The 26,818-nt window shown below is 50.6% G+C and carries 12 protein-coding genes and 1 pseudogene; 5 read left to right on the top strand and 8 right to left on the bottom strand.

Annotated features, from left to right (window positions below; translation table 11 throughout):
• Window positions 1-9 precede the first annotated feature (9 nt).
• Window positions 10-2,688 (bottom strand): annotated as a pseudogene (gene mutS, locus ACYSNS_RS03825) (DNA mismatch repair protein MutS); the annotation flags it as partial.
• A gap of 327 nt (window positions 2,689-3,015) precedes the next feature.
• On the opposite strand from mutS, the gene ACYSNS_RS03820 reads away from it, so the two are divergent.
• The 3 genes from ACYSNS_RS03820 (at window position 3,016) to pncB (ending at window position 15,572) form a co-directional block, all read left to right on the top strand.
• Window positions 3,016-5,310 (top strand): NADP-dependent malic enzyme, encoded by a 2,295-nt coding sequence (locus tag ACYSNS_RS03820; protein ID WP_461721786.1) that lies wholly within the window; start codon window positions 3,016-3,018, stop codon window positions 5,308-5,310.
• 307 nt (window positions 5,311-5,617) lie between these two features.
• Window positions 5,618-14,203, top strand: a complete 8,586-nt coding sequence (locus ACYSNS_RS03815) for a GH36-type glycosyl hydrolase domain-containing protein (protein WP_461721785.1) — start codon at window positions 5,618-5,620, stop codon at window positions 14,201-14,203.
• Window positions 14,204-14,267: 64 nt separating this feature from the next.
• Entirely contained in the window at window positions 14,268-15,572 is a 1,305-nt protein-coding gene (gene pncB, locus ACYSNS_RS03810) for a nicotinate phosphoribosyltransferase (protein WP_461721784.1), read from the top strand.
• A gap of 68 nt (window positions 15,573-15,640) precedes the next feature.
• Here the strand turns inward: pncB and gyrB are convergent, their stop codons facing one another.
• The 3 genes from gyrB to ACYSNS_RS03795 form a co-directional block, all read right to left on the bottom strand.
• A complete protein-coding gene (gene gyrB / locus ACYSNS_RS03805) occupies window positions 15,641-18,070 on the bottom strand; it encodes a DNA topoisomerase (ATP-hydrolyzing) subunit B (RefSeq protein ID WP_461721783.1) in 2,430 nt (809 codons plus the stop codon).
• A gap of 753 nt (window positions 18,071-18,823) precedes the next feature.
• Window positions 18,824-19,660, bottom strand: coding sequence for an S-formylglutathione hydrolase (gene fghA, locus ACYSNS_RS03800; RefSeq protein WP_461721782.1), 837 nt, complete (start codon window positions 19,658-19,660; stop codon window positions 18,824-18,826).
• 13 nt (window positions 19,661-19,673) lie between these two features.
• Window positions 19,674-20,786 carry an S-(hydroxymethyl)glutathione dehydrogenase/class III alcohol dehydrogenase gene (locus ACYSNS_RS03795; protein ID WP_461721781.1) on the bottom strand — a complete coding sequence of 371 codons (1,113 nt, stop codon included), beginning with the start codon at window positions 20,784-20,786 and terminating at the stop codon, window positions 19,674-19,676.
• A 362-nt stretch (window positions 20,787-21,148) separates the two neighbouring features.
• On the opposite strand from ACYSNS_RS03795, the gene ACYSNS_RS03790 reads away from it, so the two are divergent.
• Window positions 21,149-22,483 (top strand): MFS transporter, encoded by a 1,335-nt coding sequence (locus tag ACYSNS_RS03790; RefSeq protein WP_461721780.1) that lies wholly within the window; start codon window positions 21,149-21,151, stop codon window positions 22,481-22,483.
• Window positions 22,484-22,550: 67 nt separating this feature from the next.
• Here ACYSNS_RS03790 and ACYSNS_RS03785 read toward each other — a convergent pair whose 3' ends face one another.
• Window positions 22,551-22,949, bottom strand: coding sequence for a RidA family protein (locus ACYSNS_RS03785; protein ID WP_461721779.1), 399 nt, complete (start codon window positions 22,947-22,949; stop codon window positions 22,551-22,553).
• A 103-nt stretch (window positions 22,950-23,052) separates the two neighbouring features.
• Between ACYSNS_RS03785 and ACYSNS_RS03780 the strand changes: the two genes are divergently transcribed.
• Window positions 23,053-24,006 (top strand): LysR family transcriptional regulator, encoded by a 954-nt coding sequence (locus ACYSNS_RS03780; protein WP_461721778.1) that lies wholly within the window; start codon window positions 23,053-23,055, stop codon window positions 24,004-24,006.
• Here the strand turns inward: ACYSNS_RS03780 and ACYSNS_RS03775 are convergent.
• The 3 genes from ACYSNS_RS03775 to lhpI all read right to left on the bottom strand — a co-directional run bounded on the left by ACYSNS_RS03775 (window position 24,001) and on the right by lhpI (window position 26,761).
• Complete coding sequence (locus tag ACYSNS_RS03775) at window positions 24,001-25,266, bottom strand: Zn-dependent hydrolase (RefSeq protein WP_461721777.1); 1,266 nt, start codon at window positions 25,264-25,266, stop codon at window positions 24,001-24,003. The genes ACYSNS_RS03780 and ACYSNS_RS03775 overlap by 6 nt on opposite strands.
• A gap of 158 nt (window positions 25,267-25,424) precedes the next feature.
• Window positions 25,425-25,769: a RidA family protein gene (locus ACYSNS_RS03770; protein WP_461721776.1), complete on the bottom strand. Its 345-nt coding sequence runs from the start codon at window positions 25,767-25,769 to the stop codon at window positions 25,425-25,427.
• 35 nt (window positions 25,770-25,804) lie between these two features.
• Window positions 25,805-26,761 carry a bifunctional Delta(1)-pyrroline-2-carboxylate/Delta(1)-piperideine-2-carboxylate reductase gene (gene lhpI / locus ACYSNS_RS03765; protein ID WP_461721775.1) on the bottom strand — a complete coding sequence of 319 codons (957 nt, stop codon included), beginning with the start codon at window positions 26,759-26,761 and terminating at the stop codon, window positions 25,805-25,807.
• Between the last annotated feature and the right edge of the window lie 57 nt (window positions 26,762-26,818).

Genomic DNA, 26,818 nt, shown 5'->3' with positions numbered 1-26,818 from the left:
GGAAATGCTCTAATGCGCTGTAAGGCTCAGCTGTTTTAACCGATAGAGTTCCTCCAACGCTTCCTTTGGCGAAAGATCGTCAGGATTAACAGCCTTCAAAGCTTGTTCGACCAGCGATTGAGCTGACTTGGCCCGCTGCTCCGTCTGCGACATGGTCACAGAGAAAAGCGGCAAATCGTCGATCAATTTATGTCCTTTTCCGGCCATCTCGCCTTCTTCAAGTTGATGCAGAACATCTTTGGCCCGCGCAACCACCACTTCCGGCAGTCCCGCCAATTTAGCCACTTGAACGCCGTAAGAGCGGTCCGCAGCACCTTTGCCAACTTCATGTAGGAAGATGACGTCGCCATTCCATTCTTTCACCTTCATCGTGACATTATGCAAACGGTTGAGCTTTTCGGTCAATGCCGTCATTTCATGGAAATGGGTGGCAAATATCGCACGGCAGTGATTGACCTCATGCAGATATTCAACCGCAGCCCACGCGATAGACAAACCATCGAACGTCGAGGTGCCGCGGCCGATTTCATCCAGTATAACAAGCGATCTCTCGCCCGCCTGATTGAGGATTGTAGCCGTTTCAACCATCTCCACCATAAAGGTTGATCGACCGCGGGCCAAGTCGTCCGAGGCACCGACACGGCTGAACAACCTGTCGACAACGCCGATATGCGCAGAACCGGCAGGTACAAAAGATCCCATCTGTGCCATAATGGCAATCAACGCATTTTGACGTAGGAAAGTCGATTTACCACCCATATTGGGGCCGGTCAGCAGCCAGATGGCCGCAAACTGGTCATGGCCATCGGGCGACAGGTTACAATTATTGGCCACGAACGGGTCTGACGCCTGCTTACGCAGGGCCTGTTCCACAACCGGATGACGTCCTGCAACCACTTCGAAAGCCAAAGATTGATCGACTTGCGGGCGGCAATATCCCTGCTCTTCCGCCAAGCGCGCGAAAGCTGCAGACACATCGAGCACTGCCAGCGACTGCGCGGCTTTACGGATAAAATCGGCATGACCGCCAATATCATCAACAACCTTGTCGAAGATCTCCAATTCGATCGTTAGTGCACGATCAGCAGCATTGGCAATCTTACTTTCGAGTTCAGCCAGCTCGGTTGTTGTGAACCGCATGGCATTGGCCATGGTTTGACGATGGATAAAGCGGCTTTTTGCATCGGCACCCTCGGTCAAAGCTGCGGACTGCATTGCCGTGACTTCAATGAAATAACCCAGAATATTGTTATGTCTTATTTTAAGGGCCTTCACCCCCGTTTCATCGGCATAACGGGCTTGTAGTTCGGCAATGATGCGTCGCGATTCATCACGCAGGCCGCGCAGCTCATCCAGTTCGGTGTTGTATTGGCTCCTGACAAAGCCGCCATCACGCTTGAGTAACGGCAGCTCGTCAGCAAGGACGCGTTCCAAATGATGATGCAATGCCTTCGGCAAATCACCGAGTACACCTTGTGCTTCACTCAATTCCAGCGGCAACAAACCACCCGCCAACAGTTCGGACAATTCTTCGATAACTTCAAACCCACGTTGAATAGCCGCCAGATCGCGCGGGCCGCCACGACCAAGCACCAAACGTGAAAGCGCACGCGGCATATCCGGTGCGCCTTTGAGTGTGATATGAATGGCTTCCGCAAGACGCATATTATTGAGAAAAAAAGCAACCGAATCCAATCGCTCGTCGATGGCGACGGGCGAGGTCAAAGGTGCCATCAATCTCTCACTGAGAAGACGGGCTCCACCACCGGTGACTGTACGGTCTATAGCTTTGATCAGGCTGCCATCGCGCTGGCCTGAAAGCGTCCTTGCAAGTTCCAGATTGATCCGCGTTGCCGGATCAATGAACAGGGTTGCACCTTCGCTTTCGCGCTCCGGCCGCATAAGAGGCGGCCGCTCGTTAATCTGGGTTTTCTCGATGTAACGAATAGCAGCAGAAATCGCAGAAAGTTCAGCACGGCTGTAAGTTGCCAAACCTTCAAGCGTTGCCAATTGAAAATAATCGCAAATATTGCGTTCGGCCATGCTGCTATCGAAAAGGCTTGCTGCCTGCGGCGCAACGATGCGGCCGATAACATCAAAAAGCGGGCGCAGCGCTTCATCGTGAAAAAGTGGATCAGCAACGATCAGTTCGCTTGGATCAACCCGCATAATGTCGGCCAAAAGGCGCTCCTGCGTCGTCTCGCTTACCCTGAAAATACCTGTTGATATGTCGATCCAAGCAAGCCCGAAATGTTCTCCCTGACCACCTTTGACGCGCGAAAGCGCCATGAGATAATTAGCGCGCGAAGGGTCGAGCAATTTATCTTCAGTTAAAGTGCCTGGCGTAACAAGTCTGACCACATCACGACGGACAACCGATTTACCGCCGCGTTTCTTTGCTTCGGCCGGATCCTCGGTTTGTTCGCAAACGGCAACACGGTAGCCGCTGGCAATCAATTTTTGCAGATAGTCATCTGCTGAATGTACTGGCACGCCACACATGGGAATATCCTCGCCCAGATGCTTGCCGCGTTTGGTGAGCGTAATCCCCAATGCTCTGGAAGCTTCCACCGCATCGTCGAAAAACAATTCGTAGAAATCGCCCATGCGATAAAACAGCAACGAATCGATGTTTGCCGCTTTAATCTCGATATATTGTTCCATCATCGGTGTCGGGCGCTCTTTACGCTCGGTGCCTTCAAGGCTGTCACCACCAGTCAGAACTGTATTATTCACTCTGTCATCCGCCATTTCATCGCCGCTTATACTTCTTGATTATACCCATGACCCCCGCGCATAAGACTATTCCCCGCAGCAACCGGCCTTCTTATTGTCTGTTTTTATATTTACTTCAACGCCTGTCATCGTTATCCCTTGGCAATACCAAACCGCAACCGGATTCACGTTATACAACCATAGCGATTAGCGCTCGATAAATCAAAGTTTTAAACGACAACCACTCCCTACAGACCGATACGCAGGATTTGCAACGTTTCCGGAGAAAAAGAAAGAAAAATGAGCAAAAACGAACAGAAAAATTCCGCAAAAAAAACAACCTATAGTGCAGCAGAACAGGAAGCGCTGGATTTTCATAGCCGCGGCCGTCCGGGAAAGCTTGAAATTGTTGCGACTAAACCGATGGCAACCCAGCATGATCTTTCGCTTGCCTATTCGCCAGGTGTCGCGGTTCCGGTCAATGCAATTGCTGTCGATCCGTCCTTGGCCTATGACTATACGGCTAAAGGCAACCTTGTTGCGGTCATATCCAACGGTACAGCCATCCTTGGCTTGGGCAATCTCGGCGCGCTTGCGTCCAAGCCGGTTATGGAAGGCAAGGCGGTGCTTTTCAAACGGTTTGCCGATGTTGATTCGATCGATTTGGAAGTCGACACAACCGATATTGAAGCATTCATCAACTCTGTTCGCTATCTCGGCCCTTCTTTTGGCGGCATCAATCTTGAAGACATCAAAGCACCGGACTGTTTTGTTATTGAAAGTCGTTTGCGGGAAATGATGAATATCCCTGTTTTCCATGACGACCAACACGGCACGGCGATTATTGCAACAGCCGGCCTGCTCAATGCCTTGCATCTTACCGGTCGTGATATGAAAAATACGCGCCTTGTATGTAATGGTGCCGGATCTGCGGGGATTGCCTGCATTGAGCTGATCAAGGCGATGGGTTTCAAGTCGGAAAACGTGATTTTGTGCGACACCAAGGGTGTCGTTTATCAAGGCCGCGAGGAAGGCATGAACCAGTGGAAATCGGCCCATGCTGTTAAAACCGACAAGCGCAGTTTGGCAGAAGCACTTGATGGTGCCGACATTTTCTTTGGCGTTTCGGCAAAAGGCGCTCTCACGCCAGACATGGTCAAGTCCATGGCGCCAAATCCGATTATTTTTGCTATGGCAAATCCTGATCCGGAAATTACACCGGAAGAAGTCGCCAAGGTTCGCAATGACGCCATCATGGCGACGGGCCGTTCCGACTACCCCAACCAGATCAACAACGTTTTGTGCTTCCCCTATATCTTCCGCGGTGCGCTTGATGTCCGCGCCAGCACCATCAATGAAGATATGAAAATAGCGGCGGCAAAAGCAATCGCCCAATTGGCGCGCGAAGAGGTGCCGGATGATGTTGCCGAAGCCTATCGCGGCAGCCGTCTTAAATTCGGCCCCAATTATATCATTCCTGTTCCGTTTGACCCGAGGCTGCTTTCTGCCATCCCGACGGCGGTAGCAAAAGCTGCTATGGAAAGCGGCGTGGCAGGCAAACCGATAGAAGATCTGGAGGCCTATGGACGCGATCTGAAGGCACGGCGTGATCCTATCGCCTCGACAATGCGGGGCGTTTACAACCGCGTACGTCAAGAGCCCAAGCGCGTTGTTTTTGCCGAAGGTGAAGAAGAACAGGTCATGCGGGCGGCTATCTCCTACGTAAACCAGAATCTAGGTCAGGCCATATTGATCGGCCGTGAAGAGATGATTGAAAAGACCGCTCTGTCCGCGGGTATTGATCTACACCGCGCAGGTTTGACAATTGTCAACGCGAGGCTGTCAGACCGTAAAGATGCCTATGCCAACTATCTTTATAGCAAGATGCAGCGCAAAGGCTGGTTGTTGCGCGATTGCCACCGCTATATCAACAATGACCGCAACCATTTTGCCGCCTGTATGGTAGCATTGGGCGATGCTGATGCAATGATTACCGGTGTTACACGAAACTATGAAACCGGTCTTGCAGACGTACGCCGTGTGATCGACGTCAAACCGCATGAAAGGTTGGTGGGTGTTTCCATCGCCATCTGCCGTGGACGCACAGTGTTTATTGCCGACACGGCCGTCTATGAACATCCCAATGCCGAGGAAATGGCGGATATTGCAGAGCAGGCCGCAAAATTTGCCCAAGGTATGGGGTATACACCGCGCGTTGCATTGCTGGCATTTTCAACCTTTGGCCATATGAAGGGTGAAGGTGCGCAGCGCATACAGGAAGCCGTCCGAATTCTGGGTGAACGCAAGGTCGACTTCGAGTTTGACGGTGAAATGAGTGCCGATGTCGCGCTTAACCCGAAGATGATGGCGCAATATCCGTTTATGGGGTTGAGTGAGCCGGCAAATGTGCTTGTTATGCCGGGCTATCATTCGGCCTCTATTGCCAGCAAAATGCTTCAGGAACTGGGTGGCGCAACCATTATCGGGCCGATCCTGATCGGCTTGGAAAAATCCGCGCAGATTGTCCCGCTTGGCGGACGCGATTCCGATGTTGTCAACATGGCGGCTATTGCTGCTTATAATGCAACAAAGTAAACCCTGACCCTATCCAACCAGCCCCGTTGAAAAGCGGGGCTGGCCCTGTATTTCACCGGTGCAATATCGGTTTCTCATTTGCATTGCCGCTCATGCTTAGAGCAGTCTGCCTCTTTGAATTCTCTCCCCCCCAACAGACCGAACCGTGTTCATGCTGAACGCTGATTTTGTCAGCGTGTAATATAATGTGTTTGTGGTTTTGCAGAAAAACTTAAAAATGCCGATTTAATAAAAAAGAGATAGTTTAATGCTATAATGATTAAAATGCCTGTAGATCGCATATGCGTATGGTGAGGGATAGAATAACATGGCCGAAACGGCGTCTTCAATTAAGTGGTTTTTGTCTGAACAAACGGAAGTCCGTTATATTCCGGATACAACTTTTCCTATTCGAGCTTCCTATAAGTCTGAAGATGAATTGCGCCAGCTTGCCCACAACATGGCTGCGGGCGAAACCATTGCCCTACCTGAATATGTGGATTTCGATTTCGGCAAACGCCTCAGTGAAAATGCCAAGATCATCCTTCATGCCTTTCGCGCCACCGATGCCGCAGCCCGCAATAACGACACCATAACCCCCGCCGCCCAATGGTTGCTCGACAACCATTACACCATAGATAAAACCGTACAGCAGGCACGACGGGATTTTCCGAAAGCCTTTGTCAAGCAGTTGCCCCGTTACAAGGGAGAGACGGAATTTCCGCGTATTTTTGCGCTTGCCTGGCTTTATGTCGCCCATACCGATAGCAGTTTTTCACTGAAGACGCTGACAGCCATGGTCAACGGCTATCAGGAAGTTGCAAGCTTCCAGATCGGCGAATTATGGGCGCTGCCCTCAGCGGTACGGATGATCTTGATTGAAAATGCCCGTAGGCTTTCCATACGCATCGAACGGGCGCGCCGGATGCGGCGCTTTGCCAATCAGGCTGCCGATAAAATGGCTCTGGTCAAATCCGAAAGCGAATTACAAGAAATTTTCAGCCTCTATGACGAGCTGACCGCAGACGCGACCTTTGCCACCCATCTGCTTTACCGCTTGCGCGGTGCATCGGTTGATTCGACCGCGGCACTGAATTGGCTTGAAGACCGCTTGCATCATCATGGCAGTGATCCGGAAGCGGCGACAGCAGAAGAACATGCCCGTCAAGCAACCGGCGGCGTGACAATGGGCAATATCATTCGCGCTTTGAAGGCCATTGATGATGTCGACTGGACATCATGGTTTGAAAGCGTCAGCCATGTTGATTTCATGTTGCGGGAAAAGAGCGATTTCGCCGAAATTGATTTTCACTCGCGTAATGCCTATCGTGTTGTTATTGAAAAAATCGCCCGTCGCTCGCCTTTGAGTGAGCTTGACGTTACCCGCAAAGCCTTGGACATGGCCAAAGCATCACAAGGTGGCGATGACCAGCAGACTGGCGCTTCGGTCGCACGCTATCTCATGGGAAGCGGTCGCCCGGCTTTTGAAGAAGCCTGCGGATATCAAAAACCATTTTCAACCAAATTCATGCGTGCCTATCGCAATATGAAGATATGGAGCATTGCTGTTCCCGTCTCGGTTTTGACAATCGTCATTCTGGCTTGTGTCTATGCGCTTTTGCGCTATTCCGGCCTGACACACACCATGTCTTTTGTCTTTACCGCCTTGGCGCTCTTCCCGACCATGGACACGGCTTTTGCGCTGTTCAACACTCTTATTGCCTGGTTTGTACCGCCAAGCCGTTTGATTGGTTATGAATATAAGGAAGGCATTCCTGCCGAAGCGCGCACACTTGTGGCTGTGCCAACCATGATCACCTCGCGCGATAGTATCGACGAGCAGGTAAGAAATCTTGAAGTGCACTATTTGTCCAACCCGCAAGGGGCCGTACATTTTGCGCTTGTAACCGATTGGGCAGATTCCAAATATGAGCAAAGCCAAGATGATCTTGACCTGCTTGATTATGCACAAAAAAGCATTGCGGATCTCAACCAGCATTATCGCGGCGAGGGTGAACCGCTGTTCTTCCTTCTGCATCGCAAGCGGTTGTTCAATGCCAGCGAAGGCTGCTGGATGGGCTGGGAGCGCAAACGCGGCAAGCTGCATGAATTGAACCTGTTGCTTCGTGGCGATCAGGATACCAGTTTCTTCAAGCCCGACCAACGCCTGCCGTTGAATTGCCGCTTTGTCATGACGCTTGATTCCGACACAAGATTGACACCGGAAGCGGTAACCAAGCTTGTCGGTAAAATGAACCATCCGCTCAATCGTCCGGTTTTTGACCCGCAAACGTCAAGCATTATTGAAGGTTACGGCATTTTGCAGCCGCGCGTCACACCGTCTTTAACAACCGGTGACGAGGCCTCATTCCTACAGCGTGTTTTCTCGATGAACCGCGGTATTGACCCTTATGTATTTGCCGTCTCCGACACCTATCAGGATTTGTTGGGTGAAGGAACCTTCACCGGTAAGGGGCTTTACGACATTGATGCTTTCGAAAAGGCGCTGAACGACCGTGTCAAAGAAAATGCCGTCTTAAGCCATGATTTGCTGGAGGGCGGCTATGCACGGGCAGCTCTGGTGACAGATGTTGAAGTGGTGGAAGACTATCCCACCGCTTACAATGTCGACGTCGCGCGTCATCACCGCTGGATCCGTGGTGATTGGCAATTATTGCCCTATCTCTTTACCCGCAACAATATCAGTCTGATTACCCGCTGGAAAATGCAGGACAATTTGCGCCGTTCTTTGACACCGCTGCTTTGGGTCATAGCATCTATTGCCGGTTGGTGTGTTTTGCCATTGCACAGCGCTGTCATCTGGCAGATATTCCTGCTGCTTGGCCTGTTTACAGCGCCAACACTCGGCGTCTTGCGCAATATTATGCCGACCAGTATGGACAATTCGCTGCGCGGCCATTTCCAATCAGTCTTGACCAACATTGCGTCCAATACAGCGGATGTGGCGCTGCGGACAACTTTCATTGCGCATTCGGCCTATTTCATGGTCGATGCCATCGTGCGTACGCTTTATCGCATGTTGATTTCGCATCACAATCTGCTCGAATGGAAAACCTCAGCTGCCACAAAATCGGCACCCAATACCTTATGGTTCTATATTATGACCATGTGGCCGGCATCGCTGATTGGTGTTTTGGCGATAGCATTGCCGGCTTCATTTCACAATGCAGCGGTTTTTGTCGCGCTTCCCTTTGGACTTGCATGGTTTTTCTCGCCGTTGATCGCATGGATCGTCAGCCGCTCGGCGGCCGTTCAGGATTCGCTTGAAGTGCGGTCTTCCGATAAGGGTGATCTGCGCCGCATTGCACGCCGCACTTGGCTTTATTACGAAACCTTTGCCGATGAGGAAAACAATTTCCTGCCGCCTGATAATTATCAGGAAGAACCACAGCCTGTTGTGGCCAAACGGACATCGCCCACCAATATTGGCGTCTATCTTCTGTCGACAGTTGCTGCCCGTGACTTTGGCTGGATCAGTTTTGATGCGGCCATTGCACGGATTGAGCGCACTTTGGCCACCGTTGAAGAGATGGAAAAATTCCGCGGCCACCTTTATAACTGGTATGAAACCGATACCTTGCGTCCGCTCTTGCCTACTTACGTTTCAACCGTGGATTCGGGCAATTTTGCCGGTCATCTTGTCACCCTTTCCAGCGCCCTTAAAGAATGGGCGGAGGCCCCTTCCGTCTTTTTGCAAGGAGACCTTGAGGGCTTGCTTGATGTGAACGACATTTTGGAAGAAATGCTGGCGGAAATACCTGATGACCGTCGGGTCTTGCGCCCATTACGCCGCCGCCTTGAAGAACGCATTGCCAATTTCCGTCGCGCAACGCGCACCATTATGGATGAACCGGAAACGGCAACATTCCGCACCATTAATCTTTCGCTTGCCGCCCACGACATCGAACGCTTGACGCAGGAATTGCATAGCGAGATTGGTTCGCCAGAATCGCGCCGTGCTTTATCCTGGGCCCACTGTCTGATCGAAACCTGCGAGGCCCATAATCATGATGCCACGGGTGAACACAATACCGATCAATTGCGCCAAAAGCTCAATACGCTTGCAACAAAGGCACGCCAATTTGCTTTCGATATGAAGTTTGACTTTCTGGAGCGCCCTGAACGTCGGCTTTTGTCGATCGGCTACCGCGTGCAGGAAAATGAACTCGATGAAAGCTGCTACGATCTTCTAGCCTCGGAGGCCCGTCTTTCGAGCCTGTTTGCGATCGCCAAAGGTGATGTCAAGGTTGAACACTGGTTCCGCCTTGGCCGCATGCTCATTCCCGTTGGCTGGAAGGGTGCACTGCTATCGTGGTCAGGCTCGATGTTTGAATATTTGATGCCGCCTCTGGTTATGCGTGAGCCACTTGGTTCGCTGCTTGACCAGACCAATCGTTTGGTGGTGCGTCGTCAAATTCAATATGCCAATGAACGTGGTCTGCCATGGGGCATTTCGGAAGCCGCATTCAATGCGCGCGATCCGATGATGAACTATCAATATTCCAATTTTGGTGTTCCAAGCCTCGGGCTGCAACGCGGACTATCGCGCAATGCGGTGATTGCCCCTTATGCCAGCATTTTGGCAGCGCAATATATGCCAACGGAAGCTGTCGCCAATCTCAAGCGCCTGCGTGATATTGGTGCACTTGGTGAATATGGCTATCACGACTCTGTCGATTTCACCCCAGCCCGTGTGCGTGAGGGTGAAAAATGTGCCGTGGTGAAAAACTATTATGCCCACCACCATGGCATGTCGATTTTGGCGGTCAACAATGTGATTTTTGAAGGCCGTATGCGCAATCGCTTTCATGGCGATCCGGTCATCGAGGCTGCCGAGCTTTTGCTACAGGAAAAAGCCCCGCGTGAAATCCCGATGGTGCATGCAAAAACCGCCAACCCGATGCGCAATGATTCCGGTGGTTTCGAAGATGCGCCAATGCGTGTTATCACCGCGCCTTTGACCAAGCCGCGGTCAACGCTGCTTTTGTCCAATGGCATCTATTCCACCATGTTGAGCGGCAACGGCTCCGGCTATAGTCGCTGGCGCGATATTGCCGTGACCCGGTTTGTGGCCGATGCAGCCGAAGACCAGCAGGGTACATTCTTCTTCCTGCGTGATGTGAGTACAGGCCGCTGGTGGTCCGCCACCGGTGAACCGACACGGGTAGCCGAGGAAGAAGCGATTACCGTCTTTACAGACGAAAAAGGTGAGTTCCAAAAGTCTGTCGATGGTATCCGTTCAACAGTGGAATGCATTGTCGCCTCGGAAGGTGATGGTGAAGGGCGCCGTATCGAGCTTATCAACACCACCACCAAAGACCGTATTATCGAAGTAACATCCTATGCCGAACTGGTTTTGACGACGAGCGATACGGATTCCGCCCATCCGGTGTTCTCGCGCATGTTTGTGGAAACCGAAATATCCGATCAGGGTGCAACAATTTTTGCCAAGCGGCGCAAGCGCGCGCCAAGCGACCGCGAAATGCACATGACACATTTTGTCACCGATGCCTCCGGGGCCATCCGTGAAGCCGAGGCTGAAACCGACCGCCGCGTCTTTATAGGTCGCGGGCGCTCTATCCGCCGTCCGGCAGCCTTTGACCGCGATGCGAAATTCACCGGCAGCCAAGGTTGCGTGATGGATCCCATTGCCTCAATCCGTTGTCGTGTTCGTGTTCCGGCTCGCAAAAAGGTTGACCTGATTTTCTGGACTTTTGCAGCTGAAACCAAGGATATGCTCAAAGGCAATATCGAGCATTATCGCCAACCCAATGTGTTCCAGCGTGAATTTTCCATGTCATGGACACGGTCGCAGGTCTCGCTTTACCAGATCGGTATTAAACCCAGTGAAGCTGTGGATTATCAAAAATTTGCAACCTCGCTGATTTATCCCGACCGCACATGGCGCTTGCCGCCGGAAGCTTTGGCGGAAAATCTTGGCAAACAATCCGACTTGTGGCCGATGTCGATTTCCGGCGACTTTCCGATCTTTCTGTTGCGTTTAGACAATGAAGCCGACATCGGCGTCTTGCGTGGGCTCCTCAAAGCCCATGAATATTGGCGTATGCGCGGCTTGACGGTTGACCTGGTTGTGCTCAACGAACGGGCATTTTCTTATGCGCAGGATACGCAGCGCGCCATTGAGTGGATTTGTGAGGGCTATCGCAACCGCACCGCAGAAGCCGATGGCCGCCAGCATATCTTTACCGTGCGTCGCGACCAGATGAATGACCAAAGCTTCCAGACGCTTCTGGCATCGGCCCGCATTGTGCTGCAAGCACAAAACGGCCCGCTTTCAGAACAGCTAAAACGCATGGAAACGATAGATTCAGACCTTGCAGCACGCAATAGCGATGCCGAGCTGTTGGCAAAAACCGCCGAACGTGGCGCGCAAAAGAAAAACAGCAAAAAAGATCAAGTTCTGGCTATACCGGAAGAAGGGCAGTTTACCTCGATCGGTATTATTGGTGATGACCATAAGCCAACACAAAAGGCTGATGGCCAAGGGCTGCAATTTTGGAACGGCTATGGCGGTTTCGACAAGGACAATGCCTATGTCATCCGTCTTGCCGGCCGCACCCCGACACCGCATCCATGGATCAACGTCATTGCCAATGAAAATTTCGGTTTCCATGTTTCCGCCGAAGGTTCGGCATTTACATGGGCAGGCAATAGCCGTGACTATCAGTTGACCCCATGGGCCAATGATCCGGTTTCCAACCGGCCGGGTGAAGCGCTCTATCTGGTTGACCGTGTGTCACAAACACGCTTTTCACCGGTGTCATCGGTCGAATGTGATGATAACGCGCTTTATGAAGCAAAGCATGGGTTTGGCTTCTCGACATTTACCTCCAGCCATTCAGGCATTGCATTGGAGTTGACCCACACGGTTGACACGACGCGTCCGGTGCGCATGTCGCGCTTGGTTATCAAGAATGAGGGCCAGACACCGCGCAGTCTGCGGCTTTACAACTATATTGAGTGGGTGTTGGGGAATGTACGTGCCAAAAACGCGCCTTTCATCGTGCCGAAGCATGATGCAAAACGTGGCGCCCTTTTTGTGCGCAATCCTTACCATACGGAAAAATCCGATCAGGTGAGCTTTGTTGCCGCCTCGCAACTACCATCAAGTGTTACCGCTGACCGGATGGAGTTTATCGGCGCAACCGGTACGGTAAAACACCCCTTTGCCATCCGCAAAGCAGGCGCTCTTTCCAACATGGTTGAAGCAGGACGCGATCCCTGTTCGGCCCTTGCCTATGATATCGACCTGCAAGCAGGCGAGACTAAGGAGATTGTTTTCTATCTCGGCAATACCGATCATCAGAAACAGGCTGAAAAGCTGCTGGATGAAATCAGACAGGAAAACTTTGCCACACTGCTCCAACAGCAAAAGCAGCAATGGCAAAGTTTCGTATCTGGCCTACAGGTAAAAACACAGGATCCTTCATTTGACATTATGGTCAATGATTGGCTGCCCTATCAGGCTTATGCTTGCCGTATTATGGCACGTGCAGCCTTTTATCAGGCCAGTGGCGCGTTCGGTTTCCGCGACCAGTTGCAGGATACATTGTCGATGCTGTTACTGAAACCGGAGCTTGCGCGCGAACAATTGTTGAACGCCGCTTCACGGCAATTTCCTGAAGGTGATGTCCAGCATTGGTGGCTGCCCGCCACCGGTGCGGGTGTCAGAACCCTTATTTCAGACGATGTGGCATGGCTTGCCTATGGTACAGCGCTTTATGTCAACACCACCGGAGACAAGGAGTTTCTGGATACGTCGATTGCCTTCATTGAAGGCGATGCACTCAAGGACGGCCAGCATGACAGCTATTTCCAGCCGGCTGTTTCGCCTAAAAATGCCAGCCTTTATGAGCATTGCGCTCTGGGGCTTGATCTGGCAATCAAACGTACCGGCGGCCACGGCCTTCCGCTCATGCTGGGCGGTGACTGGAATGATGGCATGAACCTAGTGGGTGCTAGAGGCAAAGGCGAAAGTGTCTGGCTTGGCTGGTTCCTCGGCAATGCCTTGCAAGCCTTCATTCCGATTGCTCAAGCCCGCGGTGATGAAAAACACGTTGCAGCTTGGACGAAGCATCTTGAAAAGCTCACCAAAGCCTTGGAAAAGAATGGCTGGGATGGCGCTTGGTATCGCCGTGGATATTATGACAATGGCGAACCGCTTGGCTCGCACTTAAGCGATGAATGCCAGATTGACACGATTGCCCAGTCTTGGAGTGTTATTTCCGGCATGGCACCCATCGAGCGTCAAAAACAGGCAATGGACTCCATGCTTGATCATTTGTTGGACGAAAAAGGTGGTCTGATCCGCTTGTTCTGGCCGCCTTTTGATAAGACAGAGCAGGAGCCTGGTTACATTAAAGGCTATCCTGCCGGTATCCGTGAAAATGGCGGGCAATATACCCATGGTGCCATCTGGAGCATTCTGGCTTTGGCCCAAATGGGTGAGCCAGACAAAGCCTATGATGTGTTTTCTATGATTAACCCGATCCATCATGGAGAGAATCCGGATATCTACCGCGTGGAACCTTATGCCATCGCCGCCGACATCTATTCGGTTGAACCGCGACGCGGTCAGGGCGGCTGGACATGGTACACTGGCTCGGCTGGCTGGTTCTATCGTGCAGCAACGGAAGCAATCCTTGGTATAAGACGTCAGGGTGATCTGTTATTTGTCGAGCCAAACCTGCCATCCAGCTGGCCCGGATATGAAGCCACTTTGACATTTGACGAGGCGACCTATGTTGTCAAAGTCAATCGAGGTACGACATCATCGACCAAGCTGGATGGAAAAAAGCTCAGCAAGGCTGATGACGGCATAGGGTTGAAAAAAACTGGAAGCCATGAAATTGTGGTGACCTTGAAATCTTGACGCAAGGGGCAACATGCCCCTTGTAGCACAGATTATAGGTTGAACCGGAGGCATTAGCTGAGCCATGGCCCGTACTGATATTGCAGAACGTGTGTATAATCACGCATGGAAGCTTGATCCCATCATCCGCTCATTGCTGGATACGGATTTCTATAAGTTATTGATGCTGCAGATGATTTGGGGACTTTACCCGGATGTCAATGTTACTTTTTCTCTTATCAATCGGACAAAATCAGTGCATCTTGCCGATGATATTGACGAGAGTGAACTGCGTGCGCAATTGGATCACGCCCGCACATTGCGTTTTACCAAGAAAGAAATGATCTGGCTTGCCGGTAATACGTTTTACGGTCGCAAGCAGATTTTCGAACCGGATTTTCTTCATTGGCTGGAAGATTTTCAGCTTCCCGAATATCAACTGACCCGCAAAGACGGGCAGTATATCTTGGATTTTGACGGGCCATGGACGCATACATCCATGTGGGAAATTCCAGCGCTTGCCATTATCAACGAATTACGTTCACGCGCTGCCATGAAGGGCCTTGGTCGTTTTGCGCTGGATGTGCTTTATGCCCGCGCTAAAGCCAAAATGTGGAGCAAGGTCGAGCGGTTAAAGAAACTGCCCGACATTAAAATATCTGATTTCGGCACCCGGCGTCGTCATTCATTTTTATGGCAACGCTGGTGTGTGGAAGCATTGAAGGAAGGAATCGGTAACTCCTTCACCGGCACCTCCAATGTGTTGTTGGCTATGGATACGGATTTGGAAGCATTGGGCACCAATGCCCATGAATTACCCATGGTGGTAGCGGCTTTGTCAAATACCGATGACGAACTGAGCAATGCGCCTTATCAGGTGATGCAAGACTGGAACCGATATTATGGTGGCAATCTTTTGATTGCACTTCCTGACGCATTTGGAACTGCTGCCTTTTTGCGCAATGCACCCGAATGGGTTGCCGACTGGACCGGTTTCAGGCCGGACAGTGCCCCGCCCATTGAAGGAGGAGAGCGCATTATCAAATGGTGGAAAGAACAGGGCAAAGACCCGCGCGAAAAACTTTTGATCTTTTCCGATGCTTTGGATGTCGACACGATTGAAGAAACCTATCAGCACTTTGATGGCAAGGTTAGGATGAGCTTCGGCTGGGGAACCAACCTCACCAATGATTTCGTTGGCTGCGCGCCAAAACAGATTAAAGGGCTGGATGCTATTTCACTGGTTTGCAAAGTCACCCATGCCAATGGCAGACCGGCAGTGAAGCTTTCTGACAATCCTGAAAAGGCAACGGGAGAACCGGATGAGCTGCAGCGTTATCTCGACTTTTTCGGCAATGCGGAACGGATAGCAAAGCCAGTGCGTGTATAGAAAGACGATAAAAAACCGACTTTCTTTACGAAAGCCGGTTCTTCATAGCTTTTAAAATCAATACGATCTTACACGTCGAGATTTGCAACGCTCAGGGCGTTTTCTTGAATAAACTCACGCCGTGGCTCTACTTCGTCACCCATCAACCGTGAGAACAATGAATCGGCGTCAGTCGCATCCGTCACTTTGACTTGCAGAAGTGAGCGAGCATCGGGATCAAGCGTTGTTTCCCAAAGCTGTTCTGCATTCATCTCGCCCAAGCCTTTATAACGCTGCAGCGCCAATCCCTTTTTACCATTGGCAAAAATACTATCTAACAATGCTACAGGGCCAGACATCGGCTCGGTTTTGTCTTTGCGCCTTAGCACAGGCGGCTGTCCATAAACCTCGCCCAAACGCTGGGACAACCGATCGATCTGGCGCGCATCGGCAGAACCGATAAGCCCCATATCCAGCACCACAACATCTTTGACACCACGTAAAACACGCTCGAAACGCAAGCCGCCATCTTCTCCGACATGGCCTGTCCAGCCACGCTCCATATCCTCGGCGATCAAATCAAGTCGCAATGCGGCTCGATCTGCTGCAGCCTGGGCTTTTTCCGGCGTTGAAAGGGCTTCAGGATTAAGAGCACCTGCAATTGCCGCCTGCTCCACCACAGCACGATCGTAACGCGTGTGCAGACCGGTCAGCAATTGGCGCAACATACGCGCATCCTCAACCAACTGTCGCAAATCAGCGCCGGCACGCATTTCACCGTTTGCCAATTCCAGCACAGCCTCATCAAGACCCGTATCAATGAGGAACTCCTCAAAAGCGGCCTCATTTTTGATATATTGCGAGGATTTGCCCCGTGTGACCTTATAAAGCGGCGGCTGGGCGATATAAAGATGACCACGCTCGATCAATTCCGGCATTTGACGGAAAAAGAAGGTCAGCAGCAGCGTGCGAATATGCGCGCCGTCAACGTCGGCATCGGTCATGATGATGATTTTATGATAGCGCAATTTATCCGGCGCAAACTCGTCTTTGCCAATCGACGTCCCAAGCGCCGTGATAAGTGTGCCGATCATATCCGATGACAACATACGGTCAAAACGTGCACGCTCCACATTCAGGATCTTACCGCGCAGCGGCAGTATGGCCTGATTTTGTCTTGAACGGCCACTTTTGGCCGAACCACCGGCGGAATCACCCTCAACGATGAAGATTTCAGACTTAGCCGGATCACGTTCCTGACAATCGGCGAGTTTGCCTGGCAGCGAAGAAATATCCAAAGCACCTTTGCGGCGTGTCAATTCACGCGCCTTGCGCGCGGCCTCACGCGCGGCTGCGGCTTCAACAACCTTGCCAATGAGTATTTTCGCTTCAGCCGGATGTTCTTCAAGCCAAGAAGACAGCGCTTCATTCACAAGACTTTCCACAACCGGACGTACTTCTGAAGAAACAAGCTTATCCTTCGTCTGTGACGAGAACTTGGGGTCGGGCACTTTGACCGAAAGAATGGCAGTCAATCCTTCACGGCAATCATCACCTGTCAGGCTGACTTTTTCTTTCTTGGCAATACCGGATGTTTCCGCATAACCGTTGACCTGACGAGTTAATGCACCGCGGAACCCGGCCAAGTGCGTTCCGCCATCACGCTGCGGAATGTTATTGGTGAAGCACAGCACCTTCTCATGGTATGAGTCGTTCCACCACATGGAAACCTCAACCGTCATACCGTCTTTTTCGCCCATAATATAAATAGGCTCTTCAATCAGCGGTTTTTTGGTTTGATCAATATATTTAACAAATTCAATCAAGCCGCCATCGTAATGCAATTCCACCTGATGGACGTCGGCATGACGGCGATCTGTCAGGAGAATCCGTACACCGGAATTCAAGAAAGCCAGTTCACGCAAGCGGCGTTCCAGCGTATCAAAGTCAAACTCGACCATGGTGAACGTTTCCGTACTGGGTAGAAAACTGACCTCAGTTCCGGTTTCATCACCGCAGTCACCCACCACTTTCAGCGGGCCATCAGCCTCACCATGGGTAAAGGATATTTCATGAAGCTTGCCCTTGCGCTTAACACGAAGACGCAACCATACAGAAAGCGCATTGACAACAGAAACACCGACACCGTGCAGACCACCGGAAACCTTATAGGAATTCTGGTCAAATTTACCGCCGGCATGAAGTTGTGTCATAATAACTTCGGCAGCAGAAACCCCTTCGGTCGGATGGATATCGGTAGGAATGCCGCGTCCGTTATCGGTGACCGAACAGGAGCCATCGGCATGCAGTGTTACGGTGACAAGTGTAGCATGCCCCGCCAATGCCTCATCAATCGCATTATCGACAACTTCATAGACCATATGGTGCAAACCGGAGCCATCATCGGTATCGCCGATATACATGCCCGGACGTTTGCGCACGGCATCAAGGCCTTTAAGAACCTTAATGGAATCGGCACCATATTCGCCATTGGCCTGCGGCGTTGTTTCATCACTCATAAGCTGGTCCATTTCTGTTTCAAAAACAAGATGTTACACCGCAACGCGAATCACGGCAAACAAGCCCTTTAGTTATACGCCAAGTACCTTGAAAACCCAAATTTTTTCGCCAATTTTCCGTGGATAGGCAAAAGTCGAAATAAGTCATGCCAAAACGCTGGCGCTTCCTGTCTCAACCAAGTTACTGATGGTTTGCATTATTCGCTGGCGACACCTATACGCCTACAAAATTGCATCGACATGACTGTGAAAAGACCTGGTGAATAAAGATGATCATATTCAGATAAACCTCCCAACAACCGTCTTATTACCAAAGGACAGATCATATGCCAGCGCGATGAACTTCGTTTGCAATGCCAATAGAGTCTTATCTTCCGTTTGACCTATAAAAACAGACTGTATCTGGTGGGGCTTTTGCGCCTTACGCACACGCATTGCCGAAACTGTCCACAAAAACCTGACATGAAAAGCTTTGACAACTGAAGGGGAGAGATAGTCGCCCAGCGCATCGTGAATGAGGTGGCGTTGCTAACCTTTTCACGAGAAGCCACACTATTGATGGTGCCTAGGTCTATTCCGATCAACATTGTCCCGCATCGCCCCATAAACTTAGATGACACGACACATAACCAAACTTCCGATAAAATCTCAAGTGAGCGAAATGGTCATTACAGCCGATAAAGATAACCACTCAACATGGGGTAAAGTGGACGGAAAGCCTGATTGCTGGCGTTTCAACCAACATGGATAACTCTAAAGGCCGAGTTTTTCAGCATGATAGCGCAAATGGTTGTCCATGAAAGTCGATATGAAATAATAGGAATGATCATATCCCGCGCGCATATTGAGTGTTAAAGAGATATTGGCTTTTTTACACGCCTCCTGCAAGAGCCATGGCCGCAACCCATTGTCCAGAAAACCGTCATCTGTGCCTTGATCAACCAGAATGTGGTCAACCTTCGCGCCGTCAGCAATAAGGGCTGTGCTGTCATAAGCACGCCAGTTCTGTTCATCTTCGCCTAGATATTTGGCAAATGCGGGGCGCGACCAATCGGCAGTCATGGGCTGCATGATGGGTGCAAAAGCAGAAACGGATTGGAACCGCCCCGGATTTTTGAGTGCCATAATCAATGCGCCATGCCCACCCATGGAATGGCCGAAAATAGATTGCCTTGCCAAGTCGACGGAGAAGTTTTGTCCGAGCAGTTCCGGTAGCTCCTGTTTGAGATAGGAATACATCCGGTAGTTCCGAGAATAAGGTGCCTCAGTCGCATCAACATAGAAGCCCGCACCTTGACCGAATTGCCAATTGTCTTTTTCGTCAGCAACATTTTCACCACGCGGGCTGGTGTCAGGACAAACAATAGCCATACCAAGCTTTGCTGCCAAACGACGATATTCTCCCTTGTCCATGACGTTCTGGTGGCTGCACGTCAAACCGGACAAATACCACAGCAATGGTACTTTATGATTTTCGGCCTGAGGCGGCATGAACACTGCGAAGGTCATTGTGCATTGTGTTTCATGTGAATCATGGGCGTAAACGCCCTGAATGCCTTCAAATGCCCGGTTCTCGCTTATTGTTTTCATGCCTATTTCTCCATCAATAAAGTACGACAGAGCGAATGGACTTGCCTTCATGCATCAAATCGAAAGCCGTGTTGATTTCATCTAACGGCATGGTGTGTGTTATCAGGCTGTCAATATCGATCTTGCCTTCCATATACCAATCGACAATTTTTGGTACATCGGTTCGGCCACGCGCACCACCAAATGCCGAGCCCTTCCACACGCGTCCAGTGACCAATTGGAATGGACGCGTCGAGATTTCCGTACCAGACGGTGCCACGCCGATGATGATCGATTCACCCCAGCCGCGATGGCAACATTCCAAAGCCTGGCGCATGGTGTGGACATTGCCGATACATTCAAAGGAGAAATCGGCCCCACCGCCCGTGAGATCAACAATGGCCTCCACCACCTTATCGCGCCCGACTTCATCTGGATTGACAAAATGCGTCATGCCGAATTTCTGAGCCATTTCCACTTTGGAAGGATTGAGGTCAACACCAATGATTTTATCGGCACCTACCATCCGCGCACCTTGGATAACGTTGAGACCGATACCGCCAAGACCAAAAACCACGACATTGGCACCGGCCCAAACCTTGGCTGTGTAAACCACCGCACCGATCCCTGTGGTCACCCCGCAACCAATATAGCAGATTTTATCAAACGGAGCATCTTCACGCACTTTGGCAACGGAGATTTCAGGCAACACAGTAAAGTTCGAAAAGGTCGAACATCCCATATAATGAAAAACCTCGCCGCCGTCACAGGAAAAGCGGCTTGTGTGATCCGGCATCAGACCCTGCCCCTGTGTCGAACGGATAGCCGTGCAGAGGTTTGAACGTTGCGACAGGCAGGTTTTACAGCCGCGACATTCCGGTGTGTAAAGCGGGATCACATGATCGCCCGGCTTTACCGATGTCACCCCTGCGCCTATCTCGCGCACGATCCCTGCACCTTCGTGACCGAGAATAGCGGGAAAACGTCCTTCAGAATCAAGACCGGACAAAGTGTAGGCATCGGTATGACATATGCCGGTGGCCATAATCTCCACCAGGACTTCACCCGCCTTCGGGCCGCCGATATCAATGGTTTCGATCGTTAAAGGCTTATTGGCTTCCCAAGCGACCGCGGCACGAGATTTCATTTTTGGCTCTCCCATATGATTGTTCTCTGCGCAGTATCGGTATTTCAGCCACGTACGTCAATGAACTTTGCTCTTGAGCATACCAATGAGCCCAAAAGCGACAATGAATAACCGGCATATCTTTTGAAGGCGTCTATGGCAGACATAAGAATTATCTATTTGTCAAAACACCCTTTTATTCGGCATGTTGGATTGGATAAAAAGGGGAAAAAGGCCGCAAGAAAAACAGATGGCCTGTCAAAAGAATCGAAATGGGACCTAACTTCCATAAACATCGATCAATCTCCTGACTGGGAAACGCCCGCGGCACTTATCTGCTCAGCCTATCGGCACATATTCGCCGATCTTGGAAGGAATAAAAAATGGGAACATCGTCTACTTTTTCAGCATCACACGATCCATCTCCAAAGCCTGATATGCGCAAGATCGCTATTGCGAGCGTCATCGGAACGACAGTCGAATGGTATGATCTTTTTGTCTTTGCCACGGCTTCTGCCTTGGTGTTCAACAAAGTTTTCTTTCCCAGTTTTGACCCGTTGGTAGGGACACTTCTGGCTTTTGGCACTTTCGCTGCCGCCTACCTCGCACGAATATTCGGCGCCATTATATTTGGCCATTTCGGCGATCGCCTCGGACGCAAGTCAATGCTGCTCATATCATTGATAATGATGGGGGTTGCGACATTTGCTATCGGCCTTCTGCCCGATTATCACGCGATCGGAATACTTGCACCTATCCTGCTCCTTGCACTCCGAATTGTCCAAGGGTTGGCACTGGGTGGCGAATGGGGCGGCGCGGTTCTTATGGCTGTGGAACACGCACCTGCGAATAAAAAAGGCCTCTATGGTTCCTGGGTACAAATAGGCGTTCCAGCGGGGACACTGATTGCAAATTTGGTTTTTCTCATCATAGCCGCGTCAATGCCCGAAGATGCGCTCATTTCGTGGGGTTGGCGTGTCCCGTTTTTGGCAAGTATTATTTTGGTAGGCATTGGCGGATATATCCGACTGAACACAACGGAAACGCCATCTTTTGAAAAAGTCAAAGAAACACAGGAAACGGCGAAAATTCCATTTTTCGAGTTGCTTCGACGTTCATGGAAAACTGTACTGCTTGCAGCAGTTGCTGCTATGTCGACCGGCTCGTCTTTTAATCTTATCGTCGCTTTTGGCCTTAGCTACGGCACACAAACCTTGGAAATCACACGCAACGAAATGCTTATGATCGTGCTGATTGCGTGTGCGGTATGCGTCTTTTTATTACCGTTTTTCGGTTGGCTTTCAGACAAAATCGGTCGCAAACCTGTCATTCTCGGCGGCATATTGGGAGAAGCATTGGTGGCTTTTCCAATGTTCTGGCTAATGGATACCAAAACCTTCATAGGTGCGTTGCTGGGATACCTTCTGATGATGACCGCATTCGCTGCAAATTATGGCCCGATTGCCACTTGGCTTGCAGAGCTTTTCGGAACCAAAGTACGCTATTCAGACCTTTCAATTGCCTATATGCTATGTGGACTTTTAGGAAGTGCGGCAACCCCGACAGTGACAACGTGGCTTCTTGCGAAAACCGGACAAGGGTCTTCCGTTGCGTGGTATATGATCGGCTCGGCGCTATTATCCGCTATTGCGCTTATCGTGTTGGCTGAAACAGTCAAGCGCGGAAGAAGTATGATTGCCGAAGAGCCGTCGGCATAAAGCCCTATCAACCTTCGTAAATATAACCGGCGCCATCAGCGCCGGTTATTGGCTATCTTATCATGAATCAGATGCTAACGATTGCTACACATTCAATCTCAATATTGAAAGGCAGTTTCCAAGGATGGATTGTAGCAGATGTTCGCGCCGGATAGCCTTTTGTAAAGTAGCTTTGATACACCGCATTAACATCGCCCATGCCATCAGGATCAGAGACATAGACAACAGCTTTGACGATATCATCGATAGACGAGCCCGCATATTCAAGGGCGACTTTCAGTGCATCCATACATGCCGTTGTCTGCTCACGCATCGTACCAGCAACGATTTGTCCGTTAACGGGGTCGATAGGCGGCATACCACAAGTAAAGACCATTCCATCACAACGAACAATAGCAGAGGTTGGCGCGCCAAGATTGCGAATTGCTTTGGATATAACCGGAACGTCTATGATTTCGCGTTTCATCTGATACCTTTCTATTTTTCTGAGCCGACTTACCCGTCCGTCGGTTTGTCAAAACTTTGACATACTTTTAAACTGGCATTTTTAAGAAGAAAGGTCGCCGCTTATGACGCCCACCTATCCACGGATAAAAAACCTCAATTGGAATCTGTTGCGCACATTTTTGGTTATTGTTGAAGAAGGTAGCATCACCCGCGCTGCCGACCGCCTTCTTGTGCGCCAGCCCACCGTGACCACTGCCTTGCAAAAACTCGAAGAAACACTGGGGTGCCAGTTGATCCAACGCGATAGCCGTCGGTTTGTACTGACAAGCCATGGTGAAATCCTGCGTCAGGAATGTCTGGAAATTACCCGTCGCGTCGAACGCATAGGTCAGGAGCTTATCGCTGTGGAAGATGGGTTGACCGGTATGGTGCACATCCAGCTGGTCACCCACATCCCCGTACCTGCACTCGAACACGCCATGCGTCAGATGCGCAGCACTTATCCGTCCGTAGCAATCGAAATTGCAGTATCGAGCAGTCAGGATATCATCCGCGGCATCGCACAAAAACAGTTTCCCTTCGGGTTTTGCCTGCTTCAGAAACCTGTCGCGTCGCTTGCTTGCCACTATCTCTACCGTGAAGAGTTCGGGATTTATTGCGGTTCTGGGCATATTTTGTACGGCCAAAAAAATGTTGCCATGGAAGAGCTGCGTAAGGAAGCTTTCATCTCATTTGCCTGTGCCGAACAGGGACAAGCGTTTGAACCGATGATCGCCTTACGCGATGGCGTGGGGCTAGGTGCGTGGACGGTTGGCAGCAGCCGCAATCTGGAAGAAGTCCACCGAATGATTGCAGCAGGTATAGGCATTGGTCTTCTCCCCAAAGATGTCGTTGCGGACGATGTAAAAAGCGGCCGTTTATGGTTATTATCCACGTTTCAAGATACGCTGGGTGCCGACGTCTATTTCGTTCGCAATCCCGACATGAAACCGACGCCTGCCGAACGCGCTTTCCTCGACATCTATCAGATGGCGCTGTTCGACCTTGGCAAACCGATAGCACCTACATCGCTATGATCGTCGATTGGCCCGTTCAAGCACCGCCTGTATGAGTGTATTAACCCCTGGCTCTATGTCTTGGAGCGTTACATTTTCTGCCTCATTATGCGATAGTCCGCCTTCACAGAGGGTAAAAATCATGGCTGTGGGCAGATAATCTGCCACATGCATCGCGTCATGTCCGGCTTCTGTGAGTATATCCATCTGGCTATATCCCTGATTGATAGCAGCACGACGTACCATGTCGACACAATCAGGATCATAGCGCATGCCACCGTAGGCCCAGCCTTCCTTCACCACAATACGACATTGCGTTTTTTGCTCTATATCGGGAATCCGCGCGAGAAACTTCTCCATCATTTCAATGACCACCGCATCGTCTGGATGACGCATATCGCAGGTCATTTCGACAAAATTGGGTATGGCACCCAAAAGATTGGGCTCAGCCTTAATCCGCATTGTTGTCGTTTTTGCTCCGACATGATGATATTGCCAGCCAATTTCATCATTAGCCAGCATCACGCGGGCAGCACCAATCATCGCATTTTTACGTTTCGGCATGGGGGTCGCTGCAACATGACCCGTTTCTCCAAAAACCTGAACGACAAATCCACGTACTGCAAATGCACCTGTTACGACGCCGACCTGTATGCCTGCGTCCTCAAGCTTCGGCCCCTGTTCGATATGCAGCTCGAAAAGACTATCAAATTGGTCTGGCCCTAAACAATCTTTGCCCTTGAAACCTATTTTTTCAAGAGCCGCTTCAAGCGTTATTCCATCCTTGTCACAACGTGAATAGGCAAATTCCAGTGGCTTCATACCGGTAAAAACAGCAGAGCCTATCATCGGAGGTTCAAACCGAGCTCCTTCTTCATTTGTCCAATTGACGATCGTAATTGGATGATGCGTTTCAACACGATTGTCGTTGAGGCTGCGTATAAGTTCGACGCCTGCCAGCACGCCTAATATACCGTCAAAACGGCCGCCATGAAACTGCGTATCCAAATGGCTACCTACCAATACAGGCTTTGCTCGCGGATTAATTCCTGCCCGTTCTGCAAAGATATTGCCCATGGCATCAATACGGATTTCACAACCGGCGTCTTTACACCAACAAATAAAAAGCCGACGCATATCTGCATCACTATCAGATAGTGTCAGCCGCCGTAGCCCACCATTATCAGTCTTACCAATTTCAGCCGACTGCATAAGCGTGTCCCATAAACGTTGCATATTCGACTTTATATGATTGGCTCCATGGGGTGTTTCTCTGGTCATGACTGTTCCCGTTTAGATTTTTTCCTATGACAGCCATAGTCCTCTATCTACTAGCCTTTGAAAAATATTTATTAGATATTGCTAGTATAGCTACGGGCTATACAAAAAGCCCGGTAGAACCGGGCTTTCAACTTTTTCTCATTTTCGATGACTGATGCTTAAAGTGCCGCTGTCACAATGATCTCTACACGGTATTGCGGTGATGCCAATTGTGCCTGGCATGTCGCACGGGTAGGTGTTGCACCTTTAACGACCCAATCTTCCCATACCGAGTTCATCACATCGAAATCGACCATATCGGCAAGCCAAATAGTAGCAGACAAAAGACGCGATTTGTCCGTACCCGCTTCCTTCAACAGACGATCAACTTCAGCCAATGCTTCAACGGTCTGTTCTTTGGTCGTTTTTCCCGGGCTGCCAACCTGCCCCGCCAAAAACACCATGCCGTTGAAAACAACAGCTTCGCTCATACGATCGCCAACCCCAATACGCTTTATTGTCATAGTATTCCCTTTTCCTTTCTTTTCACGTCCAACCTTTAGGCCGTGATTGTTTCATAGACCAGTTTGGCGGCATAAAGATCTGCCAATCCAGAACCGACAGCTTTGAAAACCGTGATATCATCATCATCACGTTCAACTGTTTTTTGCTTGCTTGTCAACTCGGCAAGATTGCCCATTATATCGCTTTCAGCCAAGATACCGGCAGCAATCGGCTGCGTCAGGTCACCTGCCTCATCCAGCGCTTCATTGGTATCGACGTAAATTTTCGCGTGTCTCATGAGAGCATCATCGGATTCGCGCATATGCGGTGCGAATGCTCCGATCAAATCGACATGTGCGCCCCGCCTTAACCATTCATGACGGATCAACTCCTGCGTCGACAATGTAGCTGCGGTAACAATATCAGCCTCTGCAACGGCCTCCTCAACGCTGTTGGCTACGCGGGCATTCAAACCGCGTGAGCTTAGGGAATCAGCCAAGGCGTGGGCGCCCGCGGGCGAAACATTCCAGATAATAAACTCTTCAATCGGCCGGACGGCCAGATAAGCATCCGGCATCAGGCTTGCGACACGGCCCGAACCGATCACAGCAAGTTTGCGCGATTGCGGCCGCGATAGATAGCGGGCGGCCAGTGCCGATGTTGCCGCGGTGCGACGCCCGGTGATGGTATTTCCATCAAGGATCGCCAGCTCTTCACCTGTGGCACCATTATAGAGCATATAGGTGGATGTCAGGCCGGGTAGGTTCTTCAGGCGGTTATCGGGATAGACATTGACAATCTTGACACCCAAATATTGTTTTTCGTCATCGGGATGGCTCCAAGCCGGCATCAATAACAGTGTGGGATCGGCCTGATCTGTTTTCGGCATTGCATGGTGGTGACGCTCGGGAACAACACAGCCTGCCGCAAAACCGCGATCAAGCACATCCACCAATCGATCAAAACGCAGATAGCGTGCTGTCGTTTCGGCATCGGCTTTTATAATTTCCATTATTGTCTCCTGATTTCAACCTTTTGCAAATGAAAAGCGGCGTTTTGACAAACACTA

Source organism: Bartonella sp. LJL80, from assembly GCF_054871565.1.
The sequence above is the reverse complement of the archived record's forward strand: the minus strand, read 5'-3'. Positions and strand labels throughout refer to the sequence as shown.

What these genes read in the sequence shown, in the direction of transcription:
- ACYSNS_RS03820 (WP_461721786.1), top strand. Translation starts at nt 3,016, where the DNA reads ATGAGCAAAAACGAACAGAAAAATTCCGCAAAAAAAACAACCTATAGT.
- ACYSNS_RS03815 (WP_461721785.1), top strand. Translation starts at nt 5,618, where the DNA reads ATGGCCGAAACGGCGTCTTCAATTAAGTGGTTTTTGTCTGAACAAACG.
- pncB (WP_461721784.1), top strand. Translation starts at nt 14,268, where the DNA reads ATGGCCCGTACTGATATTGCAGAACGTGTGTATAATCACGCATGGAAG.
- gyrB (WP_461721783.1), bottom strand. Translation starts at nt 18,070, where the DNA reads ATGAGTGATGAAACAACGCCGCAGGCCAATGGCGAATATGGTGCCGAT.
- fghA (WP_461721782.1), bottom strand. Translation starts at nt 19,660, where the DNA reads ATGAAAACAATAAGCGAGAACCGGGCATTTGAAGGCATTCAGGGCGTT.
- ACYSNS_RS03795 (WP_461721781.1), bottom strand. Translation starts at nt 20,786, where the DNA reads ATGAAATCTCGTGCCGCGGTCGCTTGGGAAGCCAATAAGCCTTTAACG.
- ACYSNS_RS03790 (WP_461721780.1), top strand. Translation starts at nt 21,149, where the DNA reads ATGGGAACATCGTCTACTTTTTCAGCATCACACGATCCATCTCCAAAG.
- ACYSNS_RS03785 (WP_461721779.1), bottom strand. Translation starts at nt 22,949, where the DNA reads ATGAAACGCGAAATCATAGACGTTCCGGTTATATCCAAAGCAATTCGC.
- ACYSNS_RS03780 (WP_461721778.1), top strand. Translation starts at nt 23,053, where the DNA reads ATGACGCCCACCTATCCACGGATAAAAAACCTCAATTGGAATCTGTTG.
- ACYSNS_RS03775 (WP_461721777.1), bottom strand. Translation starts at nt 25,266, where the DNA reads ATGACCAGAGAAACACCCCATGGAGCCAATCATATAAAGTCGAATATG.
- ACYSNS_RS03770 (WP_461721776.1), bottom strand. Translation starts at nt 25,769, where the DNA reads ATGACAATAAAGCGTATTGGGGTTGGCGATCGTATGAGCGAAGCTGTT.
- lhpI (WP_461721775.1), bottom strand. Translation starts at nt 26,761, where the DNA reads ATGGAAATTATAAAAGCCGATGCCGAAACGACAGCACGCTATCTGCGT.